19 protein-coding genes and 1 tRNA gene are annotated in these 22,796 nt (G+C 60.6%); 2 read left to right on the forward strand and 18 right to left on the reverse strand.

Features of this window, described 5'->3' with window-relative positions; genetic code table 11:
• The first annotated feature begins 263 nt into the window (after positions 1–263).
• On the forward strand, positions 264–1,547 hold the full coding sequence (locus AC0VX3_RS14990) for a tetratricopeptide repeat protein (protein WP_475521176.1): 1,284 nt from the start codon (positions 264–266) through the stop codon (positions 1,545–1,547).
• Positions 1,548–1,554: 7 nt separating this feature from the next.
• Here AC0VX3_RS14990 and AC0VX3_RS14995 read toward each other — a convergent pair whose 3' ends face one another.
• From AC0VX3_RS14995 to AC0VX3_RS15010, 4 genes are all read right to left on the reverse strand, one after another.
• Positions 1,555–2,844, reverse strand: coding sequence for an RsmB/NOP family class I SAM-dependent RNA methyltransferase (locus AC0VX3_RS14995; RefSeq protein WP_475521177.1), 1,290 nt, complete (start codon positions 2,842–2,844; stop codon positions 1,555–1,557).
• Between the two features lie 47 nt (positions 2,845–2,891).
• Positions 2,892–4,394 (reverse strand): IMP dehydrogenase, encoded by a 1,503-nt coding sequence (guaB, locus tag AC0VX3_RS15000; RefSeq protein WP_475521178.1) that lies wholly within the window; start codon positions 4,392–4,394, stop codon positions 2,892–2,894.
• 340 nt (positions 4,395–4,734) lie between these two features.
• Entirely contained in the window at positions 4,735–5,445 is a 711-nt protein-coding gene (locus AC0VX3_RS15005) for an RlmE family RNA methyltransferase (protein ID WP_475521179.1), read from the reverse strand.
• Positions 5,442–6,791, reverse strand: coding sequence for a Ppx/GppA phosphatase family protein (locus AC0VX3_RS15010; RefSeq protein ID WP_475521180.1), 1,350 nt, complete (start codon positions 6,789–6,791; stop codon positions 5,442–5,444). The genes AC0VX3_RS15005 and AC0VX3_RS15010 overlap by 4 nt, the downstream gene beginning before the upstream one ends.
• Before the next feature lie 957 nt (positions 6,792–7,748).
• Here AC0VX3_RS15010 and AC0VX3_RS15015 point away from each other — a divergent pair.
• Positions 7,749–7,822 (forward strand) — tRNA-Gln (locus tag AC0VX3_RS15015).
• A gap of 337 nt (positions 7,823–8,159) precedes the next feature.
• Here AC0VX3_RS15015 and AC0VX3_RS15020 read toward each other — a convergent pair.
• The 14 genes from AC0VX3_RS15020 to AC0VX3_RS15085 all read right to left on the reverse strand — a co-directional run bounded on the left by AC0VX3_RS15020 (position 8,160) and on the right by AC0VX3_RS15085 (position 22,709).
• The gene (locus AC0VX3_RS15020; protein WP_475521181.1) at positions 8,160–9,389 is read right to left on the reverse strand and encodes a hypothetical protein; all 1,230 of its coding nucleotides are present in this window, start codon (positions 9,387–9,389) and stop codon (positions 8,160–8,162) included.
• Between the two features lie 200 nt (positions 9,390–9,589).
• Positions 9,590–10,039, reverse strand: coding sequence for a hypothetical protein (locus AC0VX3_RS15025; RefSeq protein ID WP_475521182.1), 450 nt, complete (start codon positions 10,037–10,039; stop codon positions 9,590–9,592).
• Between the two features lie 31 nt (positions 10,040–10,070).
• Positions 10,071–10,535, reverse strand: a complete 465-nt coding sequence (locus AC0VX3_RS15030; RefSeq protein WP_475521183.1) for a hypothetical protein — start codon at positions 10,533–10,535, stop codon at positions 10,071–10,073.
• A gap of 180 nt (positions 10,536–10,715) precedes the next feature.
• Positions 10,716–11,183, reverse strand: a complete 468-nt coding sequence (locus tag AC0VX3_RS15035; protein ID WP_475521184.1) for a type III secretion system chaperone — start codon at positions 11,181–11,183, stop codon at positions 10,716–10,718.
• Between the two features lie 27 nt (positions 11,184–11,210).
• Positions 11,211–11,669, reverse strand: a complete 459-nt coding sequence (locus AC0VX3_RS15040; protein WP_475521185.1) for a hypothetical protein — start codon at positions 11,667–11,669, stop codon at positions 11,211–11,213.
• Between the two features lie 27 nt (positions 11,670–11,696).
• Positions 11,697–14,756 (reverse strand): glutamate cyclase domain-containing protein, encoded by a 3,060-nt coding sequence (locus AC0VX3_RS15045; protein WP_475521186.1) that lies wholly within the window; start codon positions 14,754–14,756, stop codon positions 11,697–11,699.
• Between the two features lie 232 nt (positions 14,757–14,988).
• A complete protein-coding gene (locus AC0VX3_RS15050; RefSeq protein WP_475521187.1) occupies positions 14,989–15,984 on the reverse strand; it encodes a LysR family transcriptional regulator in 996 nt (331 codons plus the stop codon).
• 376 nt (positions 15,985–16,360) lie between these two features.
• Positions 16,361–17,644, reverse strand: coding sequence for a TRAP transporter large permease (locus AC0VX3_RS15055; protein WP_342894711.1), 1,284 nt, complete (start codon positions 17,642–17,644; stop codon positions 16,361–16,363).
• On the reverse strand, positions 17,641–18,189 hold the full coding sequence (locus tag AC0VX3_RS15060) for a TRAP transporter small permease subunit (protein WP_475521188.1): 549 nt from the start codon (positions 18,187–18,189) through the stop codon (positions 17,641–17,643). The genes AC0VX3_RS15055 and AC0VX3_RS15060 overlap by 4 nt, the downstream gene beginning before the upstream one ends.
• Before the next feature lie 31 nt (positions 18,190–18,220).
• Positions 18,221–19,258 carry a TRAP transporter substrate-binding protein gene (locus AC0VX3_RS15065; protein ID WP_475521189.1) on the reverse strand — a complete coding sequence of 346 codons (1,038 nt, stop codon included), beginning with the start codon at positions 19,256–19,258 and terminating at the stop codon, positions 18,221–18,223.
• Positions 19,258–20,100 (reverse strand): putative hydro-lyase, encoded by an 843-nt coding sequence (locus AC0VX3_RS15070; protein ID WP_475525186.1) that lies wholly within the window; start codon positions 20,098–20,100, stop codon positions 19,258–19,260. The genes AC0VX3_RS15065 and AC0VX3_RS15070 overlap by 1 nt, the downstream gene beginning before the upstream one ends.
• A gap of 129 nt (positions 20,101–20,229) precedes the next feature.
• Positions 20,230–21,129, reverse strand: coding sequence for a LysR family transcriptional regulator (locus AC0VX3_RS15075; RefSeq protein ID WP_475521190.1), 900 nt, complete (start codon positions 21,127–21,129; stop codon positions 20,230–20,232).
• Between the two features lie 423 nt (positions 21,130–21,552).
• On the reverse strand, positions 21,553–22,155 hold the full coding sequence (locus tag AC0VX3_RS15080) for an exonuclease domain-containing protein (protein WP_475521191.1): 603 nt from the start codon (positions 22,153–22,155) through the stop codon (positions 21,553–21,555).
• Positions 22,152–22,709 carry a TetR/AcrR family transcriptional regulator gene (locus tag AC0VX3_RS15085; RefSeq protein ID WP_475521192.1) on the reverse strand — a complete coding sequence of 186 codons (558 nt, stop codon included), beginning with the start codon at positions 22,707–22,709 and terminating at the stop codon, positions 22,152–22,154. Before AC0VX3_RS15085 ends, AC0VX3_RS15080 begins: the two co-directional genes overlap by 4 nt.
• Positions 22,710–22,796 lie beyond the last annotated feature (87 nt).

Here is a 22,796-nt window from a genome sequence, read left to right on the forward strand (position 1 = left end):
CCAGCTTCTAACCGGTCTTTTGCGCAATTTGAACCCGAATTTCGCAGCTGTTGCGCTCCCGCACAGGAATTTCCCGGCACGCAAGGCCCGTCCATCGGCCGCCGCCGGCCCGTATCCGGCAAACTAATCGGCGGACAAGCTGTGTACGGCCGATTTTCCCTTTTGACCCCTTCATGCGCGCTCCTTACGCTGCCGGGATGCCGCGCGCTTCGCCTGCCCCCAGGACGAAGCGACAGACCGGCGTTTGAGGATATCCGTTCACGATGACCGCAGAAGCCCGCCTTGCGTTTGAAGAAGCCGTTGCCCTGGAGGCGGACGGTCGTGTGGATCAGGCGCTGGTTTCCTATCTCAAGGCGCTGGAACTGTCTCCGGACGACACGGAGATCGCCTACAGGGCGGCGTCTGCTCTTCTTCAGACCGGCTATCTCGATGAGGCGCAATCTCAATTGCGCCGGATCGTGTTCGCCGAACCCGATCACTTGAGCGCGCGCGCCAGCCTCGGCAATTGTCAATTGCTTCTGGGCGACACGGCGAACGCTCTGCAGAATTTTTCCGAGGTTCTGGCCAAAGGGCCCGACAACCGGAATGCGTTGTACGGTCTCGCCAGCGCTTTGCTGAAGGAAAACAGACCCTTCGAGGCGGTCGAGCCGGCGCGGCACCTGGCCGAGCTGCTGCCGGATACGCCGGCTGTCCTGACGCTGTTCGCCGACACGCTGGCGAAAACCGACCAGAAAGCCGCGGCGATCGCCGCCTACCGGCGCGTGCTGAAGTCGAACCCGGACTTCGGTCCGGCCCTGCTCGGCTTGTCGGCGACGCTGCTGTTGAGAAAACGCTTCGACGAGGTCATCGGTCTTTCCATCCGGGCGAGTGAATTGGCGCCGGCCGACCCCTTGCCCCTGGAACTGCTGTCGGATGCCCTTCTTGGAAAGAACGCCCTCGAGGACGCGCGCGAGGCCGCCGAAGCTGCGCTGAAGCTCGAACCGGCGTCGGTGGCCAATCATGTCAGGATCAGCGTACTCAGCCGCAAGCTGGCCGACTACGGCAGCGCGCTGACATACGCGGTGCGCGCGCACGATCTGGACACGACCGCACGGGAAGCCCTCAACGCCCTCGGTACTGTCCTCGCGGCGCTGAAATATCCGGTGCAGGCGCGCTCCGTGCTGACCGGGCTTGCGACGGGAAAGGGTCTGGAGCCACCGATCCGCAAGTTGGTGGAAGACCTTGTGAAGGCCCAGTCCAACGTAAAGGCCCAGTCCAACGTCCGGGAAAACGCCGCATCTCAGGACACTCCGTCCGCCGTTGCCGGTTCGGAGCCGGAAGATCCGGCGCCGGGCGAACCCGCACCGGAGGCCGCACCGGTCTCCGCTCAGCCCTCTTCACATTCCGTCTCACAGCCCGCCGCGCAGGCCCCCTCGCAGACCAAAGTCCCGCTTCAGGGCCGGATGCCGCCGTATCAACCGCGCCCGGAACGCGCGTCGGGGGCGCCTGCCGCCGACGACGTCCCGGTGCCGAATGTGCTGGGACTGCAGCGGCAGGACCGGTCCTGAGCGGACCCTAGTCCGTCCGTTGAAACAGGGCGATGAAGAACCCGTCGGTTCCGGTCGATGCGGGTGTCAGCAGCAGGTCGCCGCGGTCCGAGGCATGCCGGGGGACTTGCGCGCCTGGCAGCAAACGCTGCCAGGATTCAAGCGCTGAAACGGACTGGAACGAGGGATTGTTTTCCAGAAACCAATCGGCCTGTGCCTGATTTTCCGCAGCCAGAACCGAACAGGTCGCATACGCCAGACGGCCGCCCTTCTTGACATAGCGGCTCGCGCTTTCAAGAACGTTGCGTTGGTCCTGAATGCGGTCCTCCAGTGCTTTTTCCGAAAGCTTCCATTTGGAATCCGGGCGCCTGCGCCAGACGCCGGTGCCGGTGCACGGCGCATCGATGAAGACGAGATCCATCAGGCCGACGAGATCGTCCAGTCCGGCGCTGGCCGGATCGCGCACCTGAACATTGCGTACTCCGGCCCGCTGAAGCCGCTCGTGAATGGGGGCCAGACGCAACCGGTCCGCGTCATAGGCGTAGAGCTGGCCCTTGTTCTGCATGGCCGCTGCGAACGCAAGTGTCTTGCCGCCGCCGCCGGCGCAATAGTCGAGAACCTGTTCGCCGGGTTTTGCGCCCGCAAGCACCGACACGAGCTGGCTGGCCTCGTCCTGAAGGTCGAACCAGCCTTTCCGGTAGCCTTCCTCGGCTTGGACATGGGGCATGCGCGCCTGGCCCGGCTTGGCTTCGATCCGGATGCCCATCGGGGATGTGGCCGTTGCCACCGCGCCGGTATGCGCGAGGCGCTTCAGGACCTTGTCGCGATCGGATTTCAAGGTGTTGGTTCTCAGGTCAACCGGTGCACGGGTGGCGAGCGCCCTGGCCTCCTCGACGGCGCTGTCGCCGAAAACCTCATGAAAGTGCGGCCAGAGCCAGTCCGGGAGATCGGCCTGCTGCGCCGGGGTCAGGTCGTGAACGTCCCCGGTCAGGCAGCCCGTCTCGGCTTCGGAAAGCGGCTCGGGGGCGTGGTGATCCTGGGCAAGGACCTCCGACAGCGTGTCGATGCCCTTGCCCCACGACACGCAGTAGGTCGCGAGGATCAGGCCCCGTGGCGCGCTGTCGCGCATCCTGGCCGTAAGCGAGGCCTTGTTGCGCAGCGCATCGAAGACCATGTTTCCGATGACCGTGCGGTCGCCCGATCCGGCAAACCTGTGGGCCGCGCCCCACTCCTTCAACGCCACCTGAACGGGACGATGGCGGGTTTCCACCTCGGTGAGTACTTCGATTGCCGCCGCGAGGCGTCCGCCATCTTTCATGATGTGCCTTTGCAGAGCCGCTGTTGTGTCAGCGTCCCGATAAACTGTTAGACGTTGGATGGGTAGTTCGGGCTTTCGCGCGTGATCGTGACGTCGTGGGCATGGCTTTCCCGCAGGCCTGCACCGGAAATACGCACGAAACGCGCTTTTTCCTGGAAATCCTGAATGGTCTTGCCGCCGACATAGCCCATGGCCGCTCTCAGGCCGCCGGACAGCTGGTGCAGGACGCTGCCGAGCGCGCCCTTGTAGGGCACCTGACCTTCGATTCCTTCCGGCACCAGCTTCAGGCTGTCACGCACTTCCGCCTGGAAATAACGGTCCGCAGACCCGCGCGCCATGGCTCCCACGGAGCCCATGCCGCGGTAGGATTTGTAGGAGCGTCCCTGATGCAGATAGACTTCGCCCGGGCTTTCCTCCGTTCCCGCAAGCAGGGATCCGACCATCACGGAGGCCGCGCCGGCGGCAATCGCCTTGGCAAGGTCGCCGGAAAACTTGATACCGCCATCCGCCACCACCGGTACGCCGTGCTTTTCGGCCTCGCTGACCGATTCCAGGATCGCGGTCAGCTGGGGAACGCCGACACCGGCGACGATGCGCGTGGTGCAGATCGACCCCGGCCCTATGCCGACCTTGACGGCGTCCGCTCCGGCGTCGATCAGCGCCTTGGTTCCTTCGGAAGTGGCCACATTGCCGGCCAGCACCTGAACCGAGTTGGACAGGCTCTTCACCCTGGTGACCATGTCCAGAACCTTCTGGGAATGACCATGGGCCGTGTCGACCACAACCATGTCGACACCGGCATCGACCAGCCGTTCAGCGCGGGCAAAGCCTTCTTCGCCGACGCTGGTCGCGGCGGCCACCCGCAAACGCCCCTGATCGTCCTTGGAGGCATTCGGGTTCAGCTGCGCCTTTTCCATGTCCTTCACCGTGATGAGACCGATGCAGTTCCGGTTCTCGTCAATGACCAGCAGTTTTTCGATGCGGTTCTGGTGCAAGAGGCGCTTGGCGTCGTCCTGGCTGACATTCTCGTTTACCGTGACCAGATCGTCCCTGGTCATCAGCTCATGGATCTTCTGGTCCGGATTGGATGCGAAACGCACATCCCTGTTGGTGAGGATGCCGACGAGCTTGCCGGTGATCTGACCACCGGCACCGCCATTGTCGACGACCGGCACGCCGGAAATGCCGAACCGTTTCATCAGGTCCAGGGCATTCTGCAGCGTCGCGTCGGGACCGATCACCAGCGGGTTGACCACCATGCCGGACTCGAATTTCTTGACCATGCGGACTTCTTCCGCCTGGCGGTCCAGCGTCAGGTTGCGGTGAATGACGCCGATGCCGCCGGCCTGGGCCATGGCGATGGCCAGGCGGCCTTCGGTCACCGTGTCCATGGCGGACGACAGGATCGGAATATTGAGTTCCAGTTCCCGGGTGACCCTGGTTTTCAGGTCGACTTCACCCGGCATGACTTCCGAGTGACCGGGGATCAGCAGAACATCGTCGAAGGTGAGGGCTTGCTGTCCGGTCGTCGGGACAAAGAAGGATGCCATTGCCAATTCCCCTTAAAAATAAATGTCGCGACGCCGGCCTGTCTATAGAGCCTGCATCTGTCGAGTCGCTTCGGCTGTGCCGGAGAAGTTGGCGCGGGTCAATAACATGCAGGTGACAGAAAGGAAAGGGTAACAGCGACCCTTTTGCAATTTGCCTGCCCGTCTTTCCCGCCTGCCTTTGCGCGCCCGGATGGTCGTAACCGATACGGGCGGTGACGTTACATGCTCCGGCGGCGGGAAAATCATGCCTCCGGAGCGTGCCGCATGGCTGGCTGCAGATCCGTCCCGTGCCGGTTACAATGCCCGGTGACAGGAAGGACTTATGCGCCTGGCGCGGTGTTCAGCTATCGGCCTTCGGATCGCCACCGCGGAATCCTTTCGCGATCACGTAGAGTTCCGGGCTTTCCTTGCGGCTTGCGGGCGGCTTGAGATGGGCCACCGTCTTGAATTCCCGTTTCAGATCCCGCAACAGTTCATTTTCCGTTCCGCCACGAAACACCTTGGACAGGAACGAGCCACCCGGAACCAGGTTGTGACGCGCAAAATCGATCGCAATTTCAAAGAGATGCGTCGTGCGCAGATGGTCTGTCTGCTTGTGCCCGGTCGTCGGCGCGGCCATGTCGGACAGGACCACATCGGGTTTCTGTCCGCCGAGGGCCGCCAGCAGGGCGTCGGGGGCGTCGTCGTCCAGGAAATCCTTCATCAGGAAGGTTGTCCCCCGGACGTGGTCCATATCGAGATAGTCGATCCCGACGACTTTTGGCGCGTCGACGGAGGATTGCACTCTTTGAGCGGCAACCTGGCACCAGCCGCCCGGTGCACAGCCAAGGTCGACGACCCGGTAACCCGGCTTCAGCAGCTTGTGCTTGTCGTCGATCTCGATGAGCTTGTAGGCCGCGCGCGATCTGTAGCCGTCCATCTTGGCCCGGCGCACGTAGGGGTCGTTCAGTTGCCGGTGCAGCCAGCGCGTGGAGGATTCCCGGCGCCCGGCCGACGTCTTCACCTTGACGTTGAACCCGCGGTCGCCCGTGCCCTTTTTCTGTCCGCTCATGATCCGCTCCTCTGGCGGCTGCGATGGTGCCGCTGTCCGGATCTGCGATGCGACCAGACGCCGTCGGCGGCCATCAGTTCCGTCAATATTCCCTCGCGCAACCCGCGATCGGCAACCCGCAGCCTGGAACAGCTCCAGCGCCGCCGGATGGCCTCGAGTATCGCGCAGCCAGCCAGGACGAGATCCGCCCGATCCGCGCCGATGCAAGGGTTTTCCACGCGCGCCTCATACGGCATGTCGCGCAGTTGATCAATCATCAGCGACACATCTCCGTCTTCCAGCCAGGTGCCGTCGACCCGGCGCCGGTCATAGCGCTTCAGGCCCAGATGCACGCCGGCAAGGGTGGTGACCGTGCCCGAGGTGCCCAGCATGTGCACCCGTCCGGTGGCGATGGCCTCCGTCAGATTGTTCGCGAGGCTGAATTCGGACAGATGGTTGGCCGCATCCTCGACCATGGCCTCGAAGATCTCCGGGGTCACGTGAACACCGCCGTGGCGCTCGGCCAGATTGACCACCCCCACGGGCAGCGAGATCCACGAGCGGATGAAGCGGGTCAGCGCATAGCCTCTGGCACCGCAGCGGTTGCGCAGGTCCAGCCAGACGATTTCCGACGAGCCGCCGCCGATATCGAACAGAATGACCCCGTCGGCGTCATGATCGACCAGTGATGCGCAGCCGGCGACGGCAAGCCGGGCTTCCGTTTCACGGTTGACAATCTCCAGCGCAAGGCCGGTCTCGTCCTTGACCCTGTCGATGAACTGATCGCCGTTTTCCGCGGCCCGGCAGGCCTCGGTCGCAATCAGCCTTGCCCGAACGACACCCCGGTCGGCAAGCTTGCGGTGGCATTGGGCCAGCGCGTCGACAGCCCGGTCCATGGCCGCTTCGCTGAGCCTCAGATGGGCGCCGACGCCTTCGCCAAGACGGACGATCCGGGAAAACGCGTCGACGACACGAAAGCCCCGCTCTTCCGGGCGCGCGATCAGGAGGCGGCAATTGTTGGTTCCAAGATCGAGCGCGGCATAAAGCGGCCCGCCTGCCCGGCCCGCCTGGGCGCGGGGCCTGTGCGTGGCGGCGCGTTCATCGCGCCTGTGGTCCGCGTGTCCGCTCCGGTGACGGCTGTCGGCATCGGCCGCAGAGCCGGGTTCCGAGGAAGCCTGTCGGGAGTTGGGGTGGCCGGATTTAGAGTGGCCTGAGGACGCCTGGCGGGACGGCCTTTGCCGGCCCTGTGTGCAGCCCTGTGAGCTGGCGCCCGCACGGCTGCCAGCCTGTTGAGCGGCTCCCTGAACTTCCTGCTGACCGGGGGCGCCGGTCATCGCGCCGCCGGCCGTGACGGTGCTTCCAACCATGCTGTTGACGGGAGTGTTTGTCGATTTACGCCGGCGGCGACCACGTCTGCGGGCCGCTTTTCTGCCCTTGGCGCTGGTCAGTCCGTCCGGCGAAGCTGCGGCGTCCGGATCTTCCTGGCCCTGCCCCTGATCTTTCCCCTGCCCCTGACCATGCCCAGTGCCTGCCCCACGGCCGTTCATGCGACCGGCGCGACGACCTTCGGACTCAGCACTGCCGGAAGCATGATCACGGGTCTCATGGCCACGGGAAACAGGATCACCAGACTCTTGGTTGCCGGCGTGCGCGCCGGTTGCCGCGACGCGGCCCTTGCCGTGCTTGCGTTTCCGGGGTCTTCTGCCGCTGTCTTCGCGTGAAGCTTCTGCCGGTGCGGACGATGCCTGCACCGGGTTTGCCTTGTCGACGTTTCCGTTTTCAGCCGGGACCGGATCCGGTCCCCTCGCCGGCGCAGACCCGGACGCGCCACCTGCGGTGGAACCCGAATCATTGCCTTTTGAACCCTTTGCGGAGCGACGCTTGCGGCGCCGTCTGCCGGGTCCCGCGGACTCCCCCGGAGTCCTGCTGGAAACGGACGCGTCAGCGGTACGGCGCCCGGTATCGGGCGGTTCCTGACCTGACTGAGTCACGTTTATGCCTTTCGGAATCCCGGTGCAGCCGCCGTTTTGTCCGGGCGCGACCGGGAACCATCTCTTTCGTTGTCAAAACTGTAACAGGTTGCCCGGCGCGGGAAAAGCTTTCCATGCTCTGAATGCAGCAACGGCGGTCACTCTCCCGTCTGCTGACGGGTTCGGCCCCGCCTGGCTCTGTCCGGTTCCGCCCGGGCACTCGATTTCAAAAAAAAATCCGGCAACGGGTCTTGCAATCAGGAAGATGATGGCTGTATATCCGGCACACCAATCGCGGCGGGCACCGTACCCGTCTTCGTGAAAACGATTGGTCGCTCTTTCAAAGGGCATTGTTGGGGAATAGGTTAACGGTAGACCCACGGACTCTGACTCCGTTAGTCCTGGTTCGAATCCAGGTTCCCCAGCCAACTTTTTTCCATAAGTTGTTCAGTCAGTACTCATCACGCAAAAACTTCTCTCACACATCGGCAATCGTGTCCGGTGGCAGCAAGTTGGAGTATTTTCAACTTGGGAGAAGTGCTGCAATGCTCACCGCCAATGGCCCGCCAGCGTGTTCCGTTGAGGGCGATATTCGAGCCTGGACGTGGCGCGCGTCGGGAAGCGCCGGGTACCGTGGTCAAGCGGTCTCCAAAACCGGTCAATCCGCTTGTGCGAGGTTTCCGGCCAACCTTTCGAAATTCTGGATGTGGCAATTGGCACGGCAGTTTCGCGCGCTTGATCGCGCGAAACTGCCGAGAACATTCGTCAGACGCTGTATTCCGTTTCGGACGTTACGGCCGAATAATCGAAGGAAACGGTTTCGAGGGACAACTCCATGTCATCCTGCGCTTCGCATGCCCCGAGTGCCGCGGAGAATGTGTGGATGCCGCCGAACCAGCCCGTCAGATAGGTGGTCATTCCGAATGCTCCTGTGGCCATGCCGCCCAGGCCTTCGACGTTGCCCCATAACGGCGCCGTCAAATTGCCGACGGTCGATCCGATAATCTTGCCGATGAAATCGTGACCGAGTTTCTGTTCGCTGCCGAAATTGTTCTGGATCGCCTTGTCGAGGTTCTCGGCAAATATCTCTTTCGAGAATTCAGACGCTTGTACTGGCTTGTAGCCATCTTTGGCCACGGTCTGGCGCAGGCCGTCCGTGATTGCCCCTTGTACAAACCCGGCCACGGTCGATGTTATTGTTTTTGACAATGCTTTCACTATGCCATCGTCCAGATTCAGATGCGCGACAAGCCCCCCCTGAAGCGCATAGCCGGCCACGAAGGCGGCCATCACGGGGGCGTCTATGGTGAGGAGTTCATTGCCGAACTGGTTTTCGACAGGCTTGTAGGTGGTCATCGAAAGCGCCGAATTCAGGACGCCGGAGACGACAGTGCCGACGCCTGTATGGATCGCTCCGACAAACACGCCACCAACGATCCGGCTGATGACATCTGCCGTCCCCGGATCCAGCGGCGTTTCCAGCAAAGCGGCCCTGACAGCCTCCTCAACCAGAGGCTTGACGCCGAAGGTCAGAGCGGTCGATGCCGCCTGAACCAGGCCGGCCTTCAGACTGTGCGCCGCCTTGTCCCAGCAGGAACAGCACCCGCCCGGGCCCTGATGGTCAAGCGCCAAGGCGTCGCCGCCGGGGATCGTGCCGTTTGGCCCCTGGGGCTCTTGCAAACCGGGGTTTCCGACATTTGCGGAGCCCGCGCTGCCCGACGACGCATTGGACTGAGACCCATATCCGCTATCCGAACCACTAATGGTGCTGTTGGCATTTCCGTGATCTGTCGACGGCTCCATTGAAACGGAAATTTCGGAGCTGCTGCTGCTGCTGCTGCTGCTGCGGAAGCTATTGGTACTGGAAGAGCTTTGCGTGCCACCGTAATTGCCGGGATTCTGGCGGTTTTCCACTACCCTTGCCATAAGGTTTTTAAAGTCTTCGGACAGACTGATTGAGCTTTGCGTGTCACCGCCATTGCCGGTCGGGGTCATGGCGTTGGAGAACGAGCCCGAGTCCGATCGTATGCCGTTTGACGATCCCGGTGCCCTGTTGATATCGGGGGTGATCTGCGTGCTCGAAGAGATCTGGCTGCCGGAGTTGCCAATCCGGCCGACCTGGTTCTGTCCTGTGCTGCCGACTTTACACACGGCTGTTCTCCCAAATGATGATGTTAGTTCGCGGCGGCCGCACTTCAGGCGACGATCACGTCACCGGATGTGCCGGCAGCGTTCAGTTCCCTTGATTGGTCGAGATACCAGCGCGCGCAACTGGTCGCCCGGTCGGCGAAGTCCAGCAGGTGCTGCCGCAACCTCCCGGCGTCGAACTGGCCGGTCGTCAGTTCCTGCTCGACGTAAACCGACCCGCTGGCCGCGTCGACATGCAGGCAGTACCCGCCCGCAAACAGGTGATAGGCATTGAACTCGGCAATCGGGCCGTTCAGCACCTGCGCCGCGTCGCCGTCATTGTAGAAGATCATGGTCGACAGCAGCATGGCGCCGCCCGTCCCCAGCCGCAGCTGAAGGATCCTGTCTTGCGCATTCAAGAGGTAGTCGTCCCCGGCCTCTATCTCCTGCGGTTGCTTTCCCTGGTCCACCAGGTAGTCGGCAACCAGGGCGCGGAATTCATCCTGGAATTTGGTCATCTGTCATTCTCCCGGCAGACAGGCATGGGGGTCATGCGCTCATCAGGGGGCCGTCCCAGGATGCGCGCTGCGTCTCGTCTTCTTCCCGGCGTATCTCCTCCAGAACCTTGTCGAGAAGCGTCCGCGCATCGGCGAGGCCGTCACGCACAGCAAGGGCCAGCGCAACGGTCCGCTCGGGATCGGGATCCCTCTCGTCAACGCTTCTGCCCAGGATGAGCGCGTTGCCTTTCAGGTGGAACCCCATTGTCAGGCCGGTCCCGGCCTGACGGGTGTCGTTGTAACGGCGCGCGGTGGCGGCGCCCCCGCCGATCTCTCCGGGCTTCAGGATTCGGACATCAGTCCAGCAAACTGTCCGGCTGTGGTCGGCGTCCTGCGTCATGCGCAGGAGATCGCCGCCGATCTGCAGGACAAGATCATCCGCATCCGCGGCAATCGCATCAATCCTGGTATCGTCCGCAAGAGCCGGTAAAAGCGTGTCCGTCAGATAGTTGCCCATGGGCAAAGCCTCCTCCTGGCCGTGCCTTCCTGCCGGAAGCCGCGGACCTGATGATCAGATTGGTTTGCGGGGGTCAGAGCTGCGGCCCGCTGACCTGTGGGGCCGGCTGAAGACCGGCAGGCGGTTCAAGGCGGCGGTCTCAGAACCGGCGAGCGCGGGCCCAGCGAATACGGGCCTGTCTCAAACCTCGATGAAGTTACCGGTTTCTCCGGACGGCAGGGCCGCGCGCGTGCCCGCAGCCTGTTCCTCGCTGGAGCGGATGTACCAGGTGCCCGCATGGGCTGCCATGTCGGTGAAGGCAATCAGCTCCTCGCGAATATTGCGGGCCTCAAGCATGTCCAGACGGTGCGGACGGCACAGATAGAGCCGGTCCGTTGCCGTGTCGAAGAACAGTGAAAAGCCGCCATTGAAGAGATAATGAACGTTGAACGAGGCGACCAGATCGGCGCGGACCTCCGTATCCGTCGGCTTCATGTAGACCATCGCCGCGAAGGTGACGCCCTCGCCGCTGTCGTCGGCTTTCAGTTCGATCCAACGGTCACCGACCTGGAACATGTGGCTGTCGCCGGTCGCCGCCGGAGCCTCAAGCTCCAGAACCTTGCAGCATTCGGCAATAAATTCGGCGAACCTGGAATTATCGGTCGACATGTGTTTCTTCCTTCTGGTCCGGACCGGTCAATTATGGATGATTACGGCGCTGCCGTCAGCCCCGCCCGGGCGGTTCGATTGAGACGCAGCGGTCTTGGCAATCATGGCAGCGGCAACTTCAGCCTCCCTGGCCACATCCGAAACGAGCTCAAGACCCGCCTCGTTGCCAAGCGCGGTCTGTTCGATGCTGCGGCCGAGCAGGATCAGGTCGGCGGCGCGGTTGACGCCGACGACAAACCCCCTGGCGGCCAGTTCACGGCTGGAATAGGCCATAGCGGCTTTTTCCAGGACGTCGAAGCCGGCATGATCGGGCCGGTCCAGTTCGGTCCAGACGACGGCCCGGTTGGCATTTCGGTCCAGATTGATGTGGACCACGCGTTCTCCAACGGAAACGTAGGCGCCATCATCATTGTGTCCGGCTGTCCCGGCGCCGAAGCGCTCCTGGCATGTGGCCGAAAAATCTACAAGTGCTTGCGGTAGGGACATGGTTTGTCTCCCTGGTCAGTTGCTGTTTCAGTTCACGGGAGCAAAAAGGTTCCGGAACCTGAGGAAAGTGTCGTTGTGCGAAGTGTCCCCGGCGGCGCCTTCAAGTCCCAGCTCCGTTTCGTAATCGGGCCCGACGCCAAGCGGAACCTGACCGGCTTGATCCCGCCAACGGTACAGGGCTTCATCGGGGGATCCCATACGGCGCCCGTCAACCGTGTTCAGGTTCTGTTTGTTGACGCCGTCGATAGACATGCCGTTGTCATGAAGATAAGTGATCGTCGAATTGTAGCTGTCGATCGTTTCGTCCAACTTCTGACCCGGATCACCACCGTCTCGCTGTGCCAGTCCGGCCAGCAGAGACATGGAAACAGCCATACCACCGTTGTTGGACACCGTGCTCAGCAGCATGACATCGGTGGCCAGATCCTTGTCGGCGCCGATCACCGAGCCGCCCTTGACGAAGGGCTGCATTTCATGATCGCGGCCCTCGGATGTCATGAACTGAATGCCGCCAGTGCCCAACTCATTGCCGCCGTCTCCGATGCCGATCGTGAACGGATTGAAACCAATGTCTTCGCTGCCGAGCAGCGGGCTCAGGTCGAGATTGAACGGGGCCACGTCGACGGCTACCATGCTGTACGCCCCTCCATCGAGCTGGGTCACGCTCGGCCGTTCGATACTGATCATCGTATTGACATTCATTTCCTTGAGTTCGCGACCAGCCAGAAGTACGGATTCTCGCGTTTCGTCCCGCCTTCGTTTGATCTCAACAGATCTCTTTTCCGGGCTGGTCGGCAGTTCTACCGGCGGCTCCATCGGATGATCGAATTCCGGAATTACAACGGTTACCAACGGGTTCAACTGAACACTATCAAGTGTCAGTGCAGAATGTTGGACATCTGTGGGATTGGTTCCTTCCGGGGGCTCCGCAAGCCCCGCCCCCAAAAGAGTGGAAATCAGGGACGCTTCCGACGAGCGGTCGGTGACCAGGACAACGGGCGTCCCCTGATCCACCAGGGTCTTGCCCATGAGGACCGCTCCCGGAGGACCGTCATTCTCGCCGCCGACACGGGTCCGGTCATCGTTGTTGACGACGGAGAAGCCGGTCATGATGCCGACGGGTTCCCTTTCCGCCGGATTTTCGACGGTCCGGTTCCGGATGACGACATCCATCAATTGGGCAGTCGCGGCCTTGAGCTGTGCCCCTTGGTCGTTGAGCGGCGCGATCTTGTCGATGCCACGGGTTTCACCGAGTGTCATGACCGTGCCGAGCGTTTCGAGACTGTGCCCCATACGGTCGAGGGTCATCGCCGTTTCGTAATCCAGCGCCTGTTGTGACAGTTTTGTCTTGTCAGGTGCGATCTGCGTTTGCCGCCGGTCATTCGGGACGAAGTTGAACCGTGGTGCCTCAGGGTCTTTCCCGAACTTCGGGTTCAGGGCCAGATTCTGGTCCGCGTAGAACCTGTTGATTTCTTTTTCGCCGGTCACCATCATCTGGTGAATCAGTTCGAAGGTTTCCTGAAGGCTGCCGCCTTGTGTGGACTGATTTTTTATTCGAACGTCTTTCGGTGTTTCATCGTTGACATTCTGATGGAAAATATTGACCGAACCGAACTGGTTCGAAACGTTTGAACTGCCGTCATCCATTGTCTGCCGCAGGACATTCGCAAGTACATTTGCCGAGGTGAAGCCGTTTGCAATCGATGGCCGGATACTTTCATCGGCGCCACCGTAATTCATGCTGCCGACGGTCACGGCAAGGTCGAGCGGCTCGGCATTGTCGTTGAATGGCACATTCAGATCATCCGAGACCAGATCCCTGACGATTGTGGCCTGGTTGATGAAGCTGCTCTTGCCCTCACCGTAGCTGGCGTCGAGGGCGGATGTCATCGCCGGATAATGGGTGCAGCAAAGCATCGACAGGTCAGGCGCCGCCCCTTCCCCTTCCTGGTCGCCGATGCGCCGTCCCTCGGCAGTCAGCAAGTTGTTCAGGATCTCCGCCGCGCGTGCGCCTCCCGGCCCCTCCGATTCCAATTGAGAAATTGACTCTCCAAAGGCCGTCGCGCTGTTTTCATTCGACACGCGCACCAGATCGGGGCCCTCGTTATCGACGGTGCCGCCTTCGACCGCCTTGACCCACGGCTGATTGCCGCGACCTTCGATCACGATCGTTTTCTCCACGCCATTGACGGTGAGCGAGACAACATGGTGAGTGATCGTATCTTCTGTAGCGCCAACCATCCGGTTGACGTTGGTGCCCAGAAGCTGAACATCCGTTTCATCGAGTTGATTTTTGAATGCTTCAAGCATCTTGGTCGGGTATGATTGCGATCCGGCGGTGCCGTTTGTGGAATCAACGCGCACAAACAACGGATTCTCAACCGTGCCTCGTTCAGGATCCGTCAGGAGGCCAATCGCGTCCATTGCCCCCTTTTCAGCGGTCCTGGACACGATCTCATGAACATGACCAGTGAAATATGTCTTGAAATTGTCAACAGAGACGCCGCCTGTTTCCACTGCTACTGCATTGGCAAGGTTTTCAAGCCCAAGCCCGACCATCGGCGGAAGATTTTTGAAGTCATCACCAGATGAAATTCCTTCGTAGTTTTTCTCGCACAGGTCCGCGCAGAATTCGGCCATCAGGTCGACGGCGCCTTCCTTGCGCACCGAGGCCGAATTGCAGGCGATGATGACGTTGTCGGCAACCTTGCCGTCGTTTTCACCTGATGAATTGGCCAGGGGCATGATCAGCGGCCAGAGTGCCATCACCGCGGTGTACGCTTCCGCGACAGCCGGCTGTTTGTCTCCAATCGGCAGGCAGAAATACGATCCCAGTTGCCGCACCTCGCCCTTCAGGAAGGCCGCCGTCATGCCGCCCCCCATGCCGCTGTCAAGGAGCGCAAATTTCAGCTTGTCCTGGCTCTTCTGCACCGAACCGGAATCCACCGGTGAGCTGTTGTCGGCACCTGGACCGGATATGCCCCTGAAGGCATTCTGATTTACGGACGAGCCAATATTTTCGAATGACATATCAATCCCATCCCCTGGAAAAGCAGTTTGGATTTTTCGAAGCAGTGTCGTGGCCACTTATGGTCAAGGGCCGTTCACTGACTGAAACAAAGCTGTTCTCATTAAACAAATCGTGATTTCCGATGACCCGTCATAAGACATTCCGATCACTGGAAATTTGTCGTAGTCTTTTGTTATCATTGTTCTATCTTTTGAAGCGTTCACAGCCTCAGATAGCTCTTTCGTGCAGAGCACCTTAAAGCTGTACTCAGCCAGCTTCGCCTTGCTGTCCTTTTGCACGGCAGAATTTTCAAGCTTCAACAAGAACCGGCAAAGACGGTCTGGCGCCCGCCCCTGAAACCCGTTCCTTGACCAAGGTCGCTTCAGTTCGCGCGATGCCCAGGGCGATTGCCGCGCAGCGTTCCGCCAAAATGTTCTCACCATCGCCGAGATAGGAGGCGGTAAAGGCGAGAGGCTTTGGCTGCCAACCGGGGTCGAATTCCTCGATTCTCCCCGCCTCAAGCGACGCCTCCGTGAGCGTGCAAGGGTAAGGTCCGACCCCGATTCCGGCCGCGATCATCTGCAAGCTGGTGGAGAGCGATGAGGATGAATACACACGCACGCCCGGTCCGTGGCGGCCGGACAGTTCCGCCATCAGTTCCCGATGAGGGCGGGTGTTGCGTGCAAAACTGATCACAGGTGTTCGGGTCAAATCCACCGGCCCCATGCCGGCAGCGCGATACCACTTCATTTCGAACTCGGGCAACGCGATGTTCTCGATCCTGTATTCGGAAATCGGCCCCATCAGAAAGGCAAGATCCAGTTTTCGAGACAGGAGGTCGTCGCGGAGGTTCAGCGAGATATCGACGGTCAGTTCCAGACTGAGCTGCGGATAGTCCTGGCTGATCCGTTGCAGGAAGCGGGGCATCCAGGACTGGGCGATCGTTTCCGATACGCCGATCTTGATGACGCCCGCAGTCGTGTCCGGATTGGCAAAGCGATTGTGGATCTGCTCCTGCACCTGAAACAACTGTTCGACGTAGCCCTTCAGGGTTTCGCCTTGCCGGGTCAGCATCACACCGCGCGGGCTCCGGTCGAAGAGCTGAACATTCAGTCCGTCCTCAAGCGCCCTCAAACGTCCGGAAACTGCGGGTTGGGACAAGTGCATCTGTTCCGAAGCCCGGCGAACACCCCCAAGCCGCGCGACCCAGAGGAAAGTCCGGAATTGTTCGAACGTCGTGCTGCACACGCGTGCCCCGATATTGCCGGCATTTAATCCGTCCATTCTTCCCAAGCTATGGCCCATCCCGTGCACGCTGTATTTTGCGTTGTCCTGCCATCGACAGTATTTGATGGCGCGTCGGGTGGACTATGTCGAATGTGACAGTTGCGAGACGATTGTTGTTGGACAGGATGCTCCGGAAAGGATGTCGCCACGGCCAAGAGCCGGCGGTACTCCGAGTTCAGCCGGTGCGGGTGGCGTTGCGCGTGTTCGATGGCGGCACGCGGGCACGACAAGAATGACGGCCGCAGAATGACCGTCACGGCTCGCGCCCTCCACCGGCGTCGTTTGACCCGCCGGCACCCGACTTTTGCAAGAGACCGGACACAGAAACCCCGCGGAATGGCCGGCATCGGGTCGCCGGACACTCCGCGGGGGTCACAAAACAAAAGCCAGTCGCTTATTGCAGCGCACGTGGAAGATAGAGTGCGATATCCGGAAATATGATCAGGGCAATGACCATCAGCGTCATGACAAGGACGAATGGTATCGAACCCAGCATGACTTCGCTCATTTTGCCGCCCTTGCGCGCGCCCTGTACCACATAGAGGTTGAGCCCGACCGGCGGTGTGATCAGCGCCATCTCGATGAGTACGATCATCAGGATGCCGAACCAGATCGGATCGTAGCCGAGGTTGACCACCAGGGGGACGACAATCGGAATTGTCACGACCATGAGCGACAGCGTCTCGATGAAAAAGCCCAGCACCACATACATGACGACGATCACCAGGAGCGTCCACAGCGGGCTCAAGCCCAACCCTTCCAGGAAGAACCGCAATTCCTGACCCATGCCGGCGGCGGACAGCGTGAAGTTCAGGAAAGACGCCCCGATGACGACAAGCATGATCATTGCGGTGATCTTGACGGTTCCCGCCAGGGCTTCCGTTATCATCCTGACGTTGATGCCTCCGAACAGGGCCGCGATGAGGATCGCGCCCCCTACTCCGACCGAAGCGGCTTCGGTCGGCGTGGCCCAGCCCTTGTAGATGGCCCCGATGATCACCGTGAACAGGAGAATGATGGGCACCAGATCCACCAGCGCACGCATCATCTCCGAAAACGGGAAGATCCGGCGGTCCCCGCCGAGATCAGGACGCACAGCGCAAATCATTGCGGTCGCCAGGACGAAGCTGACGGCCAGGGCAATGCCGGGCAGCAGTCCGGCAACAAACAGCTGCGGAATGGATGTCTGGGTCAAAAAGCCATAGACGATCAGGTTGATCGAGGGCGGGATCATGATGCCCAGTGTGCCGCCGGCCGCAATTGCACCGGAAAACAGCTTTTGATCGTAACCGAGTTTTTCCGCTTGCGGCATTGCCACCGTTGCGACGGTCGCGGCCGTTGCAACCGACGATCCGGATGTGGCCGAGAACATGGTTGCCGTGGCGATGTTGGCGTGCACCAGACCGCCGGGGAGCCAGGATACCCAGCGATCAAGAGCCGCATAGGTTCGCGCCGCCAACCCGCTTCGTACGAGAACCTCGCCCAGGAGAACGAAGAACGGAATGGCGATCAGCGTCGAGCTGTTGGACGAGGACCAGACCAGACGACCCAGCCCCTTGGAGAGCGGAAAGGAACTGAAAAAGGTATCGATACCGAAACCCAGCAGAAACAGGACGATGCCGACAGGGATTGACAAGCTCAGCAGTCCGAGCAGACCAACCGTGACAAAGGTAATCATAGCGCGGCATCCTGTTCGGCAAAGGCTCCGATGGCGGCCTCCGACTGTTCAAACCGGCCCTGGTAGACGAGGGCCAGCGCGGCAAGGAAAGTCACCCAGGCCATTCCGGCGAACCAGATCCAGCCGGCGAACCAGGGAATTTGTACGAGTGCCAACGGGGTTTCGAGCGGTGTGTTCGCGCGGGACCCGTTGGCAAGAGTGGTTTCCAGCACAGACCAGCAGCGGATGGCGATGACGCTGACCGTTGCGGACAGGACAAGCATGGCGAAAAGGTCCATCAGGCTGCGCCCCACCCGGTTCACCTGGCCACGCAGGAAATCGATGCGGACATGGGCCAGTTCCAGCATGGCATAGCCCATGCCCCAGGCAGTGGAGATCGCCATCACATAGCCGGTGATTTCGTCGGTCCCACCGAAGGAGGACCCCATTTTCCGCAAGACGATATCGAGCAACACCGAGCCGGCGCAGATCAGCAGCAGGATGCCGATCAAGACTGCGACGATCTTGTTCACCCGGCGTAACATCGAAAGGGTCTGTTGGGCCATTGAGGTCCTCCTGGGACGGGTTCGACTGAAGTTAGTTCAACGCAATCGAAACACCGACGACTTCACCGACGCTGTCGTTCCAGCGTTGCGCCCATTCCTTGCCGGCACGCTCCGCCCATTCCGGCAGAACCTGTGTTTCCAGGATTTCACGCGCCTTGCTCATGTCCGCGTCGGTCACCTCGACTAGGACCATCGACCGTGCGTCTCCGGACGCGCATTCGCCGTTGCCGGTCAGGCAGGCGACGTTGTTGGTAAGCGCACCCTCGGCCGATGCCCAGGCCGGGGCCTCGAAGTTTTCGCTGATCTGGGTCGAGATCAGATCCTGGGTCGCGGCGTCAAGGCTGTTCCACTTGTCCATGTTGATGGCCGTAACGACCGGATCCCAGCCGCCGAGCGGCAGCGTGAGCAAATGGGTGGCGACTTCCCACCAGCCCGCGCTGTAGCCGGAGCCGGCGCCGGTCACGGCGCAATCGACAACGCCTTTCTGCAGGGCGCCCGGCACCTCGGAAAACGCGACATTGACGCCTTCGGCGCCGAGCGCTTCCAGGAACTTGGCGGTCATGCGGCCGGACGCGCGGATCTTCAGGCCCTTCAAGTCGTCAAGACCGGAGATTTCCTTGTTGCAGAACACCACCTGGGGCGGATACGGCGCGATGGCCAGCACATGGGAGTTGAAATTGTTGTTGAAGATTTCCTCGATCATGGGCCGGGCTGCCTCGACAACGGCCTGCTCCTTGTCGGCGGTCAAGGCCACCAGCGGCACGTCGAGGCCTTCGAGTTCGGGGGCATCGGCGACGGCATAATCGCCAACGGTCATGCCCACATCGAAAACGCCGTCGCCGAGCATGCGGAACACGTCGGCCACACCCACGCCCATCTGATCGTGCGTGGTCAGTTGAACCGAGACCTTCCCGCCCGATGCATCGGGAAGCGTCTTTTCCCAGAAAGGCGCTTCATACTGCTTGTGGAGCGGCAGGCTGGACCAGCTTCCGACCACCGAAAGGTCTTCCGCCATGCCGAATGATGTCGACAACGCGGTTGCGGCAAGTGCCAGGATTGTTCTTTTCATCATAGTTCCCCTTTTTGGTTGTTTGATTCAGAAGGTAGATCAACAAGGATGGGCACTTCTGCACCATCCGGCACATCAGTGATCAACATGTGCCCAGGCTTGTGCGTGATGCAGACCGGCAGACGCGCATTCCGGATGACGGCTTGCGGCGTCACTCCGCAGGCCCAGAACACTGGCGTATGCGTGCCCGGTGTCGGCACGGGATCGCCCCAGTCGGGGGCGCCTATATCGGCAATCCGGATTTTTTCCGGATCCCCGATATGGAGCGGGGCGCCATGCGCGAGCGGAAAACGGCTGGAAATGGCGACCGCCTCTTCCACCCGATCGGTCGGGATCATGCGCATGGAAACCACCGTGTTGCCCTGAAACGGGCCCGCCGGTACGGTCGGGATTGCGGTGCGGAACATGGGTACGGTACGGTCGTTGCTGATATGCCAGACATCAATGCCAGCTTCCATAAGCGCGTGCTCGAAGGTGAACGAACAGCCGAGCGCGAAGGCCACGAGGTTGCTGTCCCAGATGCCGGAGATATCATGCACGGATTCCGCCAGCTCGCCGTGACGGTAGATGTTGTAGGCCGGAATGTCGGTCCGGATGTCGATGTCCGCACCAAGCGTATGCATTATGGGACTGCCCGTGTCCGATACGCCGATCAACGGACACGGTTTCGGGTTGCGATGGCAGAACCGCATGAAATCCAGGGCGTAGTCGGAGGGTGTTATGACGACATTCGCCTGCAGAAACCCCTTGGCCAGCCCCGCTGTGTGGGATTTGTAGTCACCACGCCGGATTGCTGTTTTCCGGGCGTCTGCCCCCAGGTCCCGCACTGTCTGATAGCTCATCGCCACGTTTGCCAAATCCTCTTTTTTGGCAAACTCAGTCATCCGACAAATAAACACAAATTGATATTTTTTGCTAATTTTTATAATATTTTTTTATATACAGCCGTTGATTGCAATGCCCGCGCGATTTCAATTCACGAGGTGCCAGTCTTCGGCGACTGTTCTTGCAAGAGTTGCCGCGGCTTCAACCAGATGACTGTGCGGATCGCCGAGATAGGAAACAGTGAAGCTCAGGTCGCTTGGTTTCCATCCCGGATCAAATTCCTGCAAACGATTTTCCTCGACCAGGCTGCGCCCGAGCACCCGGGGCAGCGCTGCCACTCCGATGCCTGCCTCGACAAGGCGAAAACAGGCCGACAACGAGGATGACGGGAACACCGAGACATCCGGCCCGACCTGGTCGAACAGAAGCGTTTTCAACTCCCGCCAGGGACGGGTGTTGCGTGCATAGGTGATGACCGGCTTCTCCCGCAGGAGCCGATTGCCGCCCTCTTGCGTCTGGGCAATGCCGTAGGCCGAATACCAGGTCAGTTCAAATCCGGGCAGGACGACATTGTCGACGGAGTACTCGGACACCGGGCCGAGCAGCATGGCGAGATCAATTTCCCGGGCAAGAAGCCCGGCGCGCAAATTGACCGAGATATCCACGTTGATGTCCACTTCCAGACGTGGATACTTGGCATGAAGAGCGGATACAAAATCCGGCAACCAGCATTGCGCGATTGTCTCCGACGCCCCCACCCGCAAACGCCGGTCTATTCCTTCCGGGGCGACAACGACTTTCTCAACACGATCGCTCAACCGCTCGAATTGCTCGGCATATTGCATCAGCAATTCGCCACGTTTCGTCAGTTTCATGCCCGAAGCCTGACGCTCGAACAGCGCCACCCCGAGGCCTTCCTCCAGTTTCTTGATGCGTGTCGTGACCGCAGGCTGCGTCAAGTTCAGGTTCTGGGCGGCTTTCTGCACGCCGCCAAGCCGGCACACCACCAGAAAGGCGCGTATCTGATCCAAATTCAATGCACGCATGATCAGGTTTGATTTTCTCTGTTTAAGGATAGAATTTTACGGCCATTGAAGATGACCGCCTGAACATATTTTTCTCACATACTGGAGAAATATGCCTACCCCCAATTGGCGATTGCAAGGATTATAAGCCCCACAAACAGAAAAGGTCGTTCAGTTCTGTCGCGGGCAACCTGCTATCTACTTAAGCCTTTATGACAGCCGTCATCAATTCGGCAGACAATACCGGTCATACGACATGTGGCGACGTTTGTGGCGCATGCGCGCCGAGCCGGCCCTGCGGCTATCACACCGCTCCTCCGCTCGATGATCTTGCGTGTTGAACGTCGGTTGAAATGCTTTCGGGACGGCTGGACCCTGCCCAAGATGGCATGAAAGTGCGGTGAAAAACCTCGGCCGAACGGTTCGAATGATACGCAAACCGCCTCAGTCCGGCGGGAAAAGCCCTGCAAGTAACGAGAGCTGCGATTTATCCGCGGTTTTTGCGAGCTGCTCGAACGAAATGCCGAGACGGTCTTCTGCCTGCTGGACGACCTGCGCCGCTGCCCTGGCGTCCTCGCCGGCATCGTGGTGCGTAAACCGGAGGCCGAGAGCCGTCTTGAGATGGCCAAGGCCATGGCCGCCGTTGCCCTTGAATTCAGGCCACGCCTGACGGGCAATCCTGACACTGTCGCTCCAGCTGAACTCGGCCGGCGGCAGACCACAGGCACGGCAGGCGGCGTCAATCGACGCCTTGTCGAAGTTGCTGTGCTGGACCAGGTGATGCCGGTTGAGGAGTTCGTGCAGCGGAGGCCAGATGCGCCGGAAGGTCGGAGCCTTTGCCACCGTCCCGGGGCCGATGCCGTGCAGCCTGATATTGAAGGCATCAAACGCGCATTCGGGGTCGATATATGTGACCCAGGACTCGATCATGTTGTCGGTGTCGACGCAGGCAATTCCGATCTGGCAGATGCTGGCGATATCGCTGCGGGCGGTCTCCACATCCAGTGCGATAAAGCGAAACGGTCCAGTCGGCAGGGAGGCGCTCACGTGGCCGACCCGTGAAGCCTTGCCCGCAAAACCTCAAGCAACGTCTCGCTGTATTGGCGAAGGATCGCCCCATCGTCGGTGGTGCGCGAGAACACCCACAGGCCCTGCACCGAAATCATGGTGAAGTTCGCCAGGGTCTCGATCTGCGAAGGAGACAGCCTGCCGGATGTGTTCTCGGTACTGAGCGCCTTGCGAAAGCCGTTGACCAGGCGCTCTGAGTGAGCCTCAAGGTGTTTGCGTGTCTCCGTCTCGGAAGGGTCGATCTGGGCCAGAGTATTGGCAACAAGGCAACCAATTCCACATCCGTCCTTTTCATCAAAGCGATCCAGAAGGGCCTCAAGGTAGACACGGATCGCGGAGAGATTCGCGCCCTCAGCCTCTACCGGAGCGAATGCCTGCGAAACGACCGTCTCCTGATAGCGTTCAAGGCAGGCATGAAACAACGCTTCCTTGCCCGGAAAATCGCTATAGATTGCCGCGCGATTCACTTCGGTCTCGCGCACCAGATCGCCCAGGGAAACAACGTGATATCCGTGTTTCCAAAAGGTGGTCATGGCGCTGTCCACAAGGGTTGTTCGCGATTTTGATCTGGTTCTGGGCATGCTTTTCTTATTTTGGACTGATCGTTCCATTAGAGTTTC

Source organism: Roseibium sp. QJM3NY_11 (genome assembly GCF_056173175.1).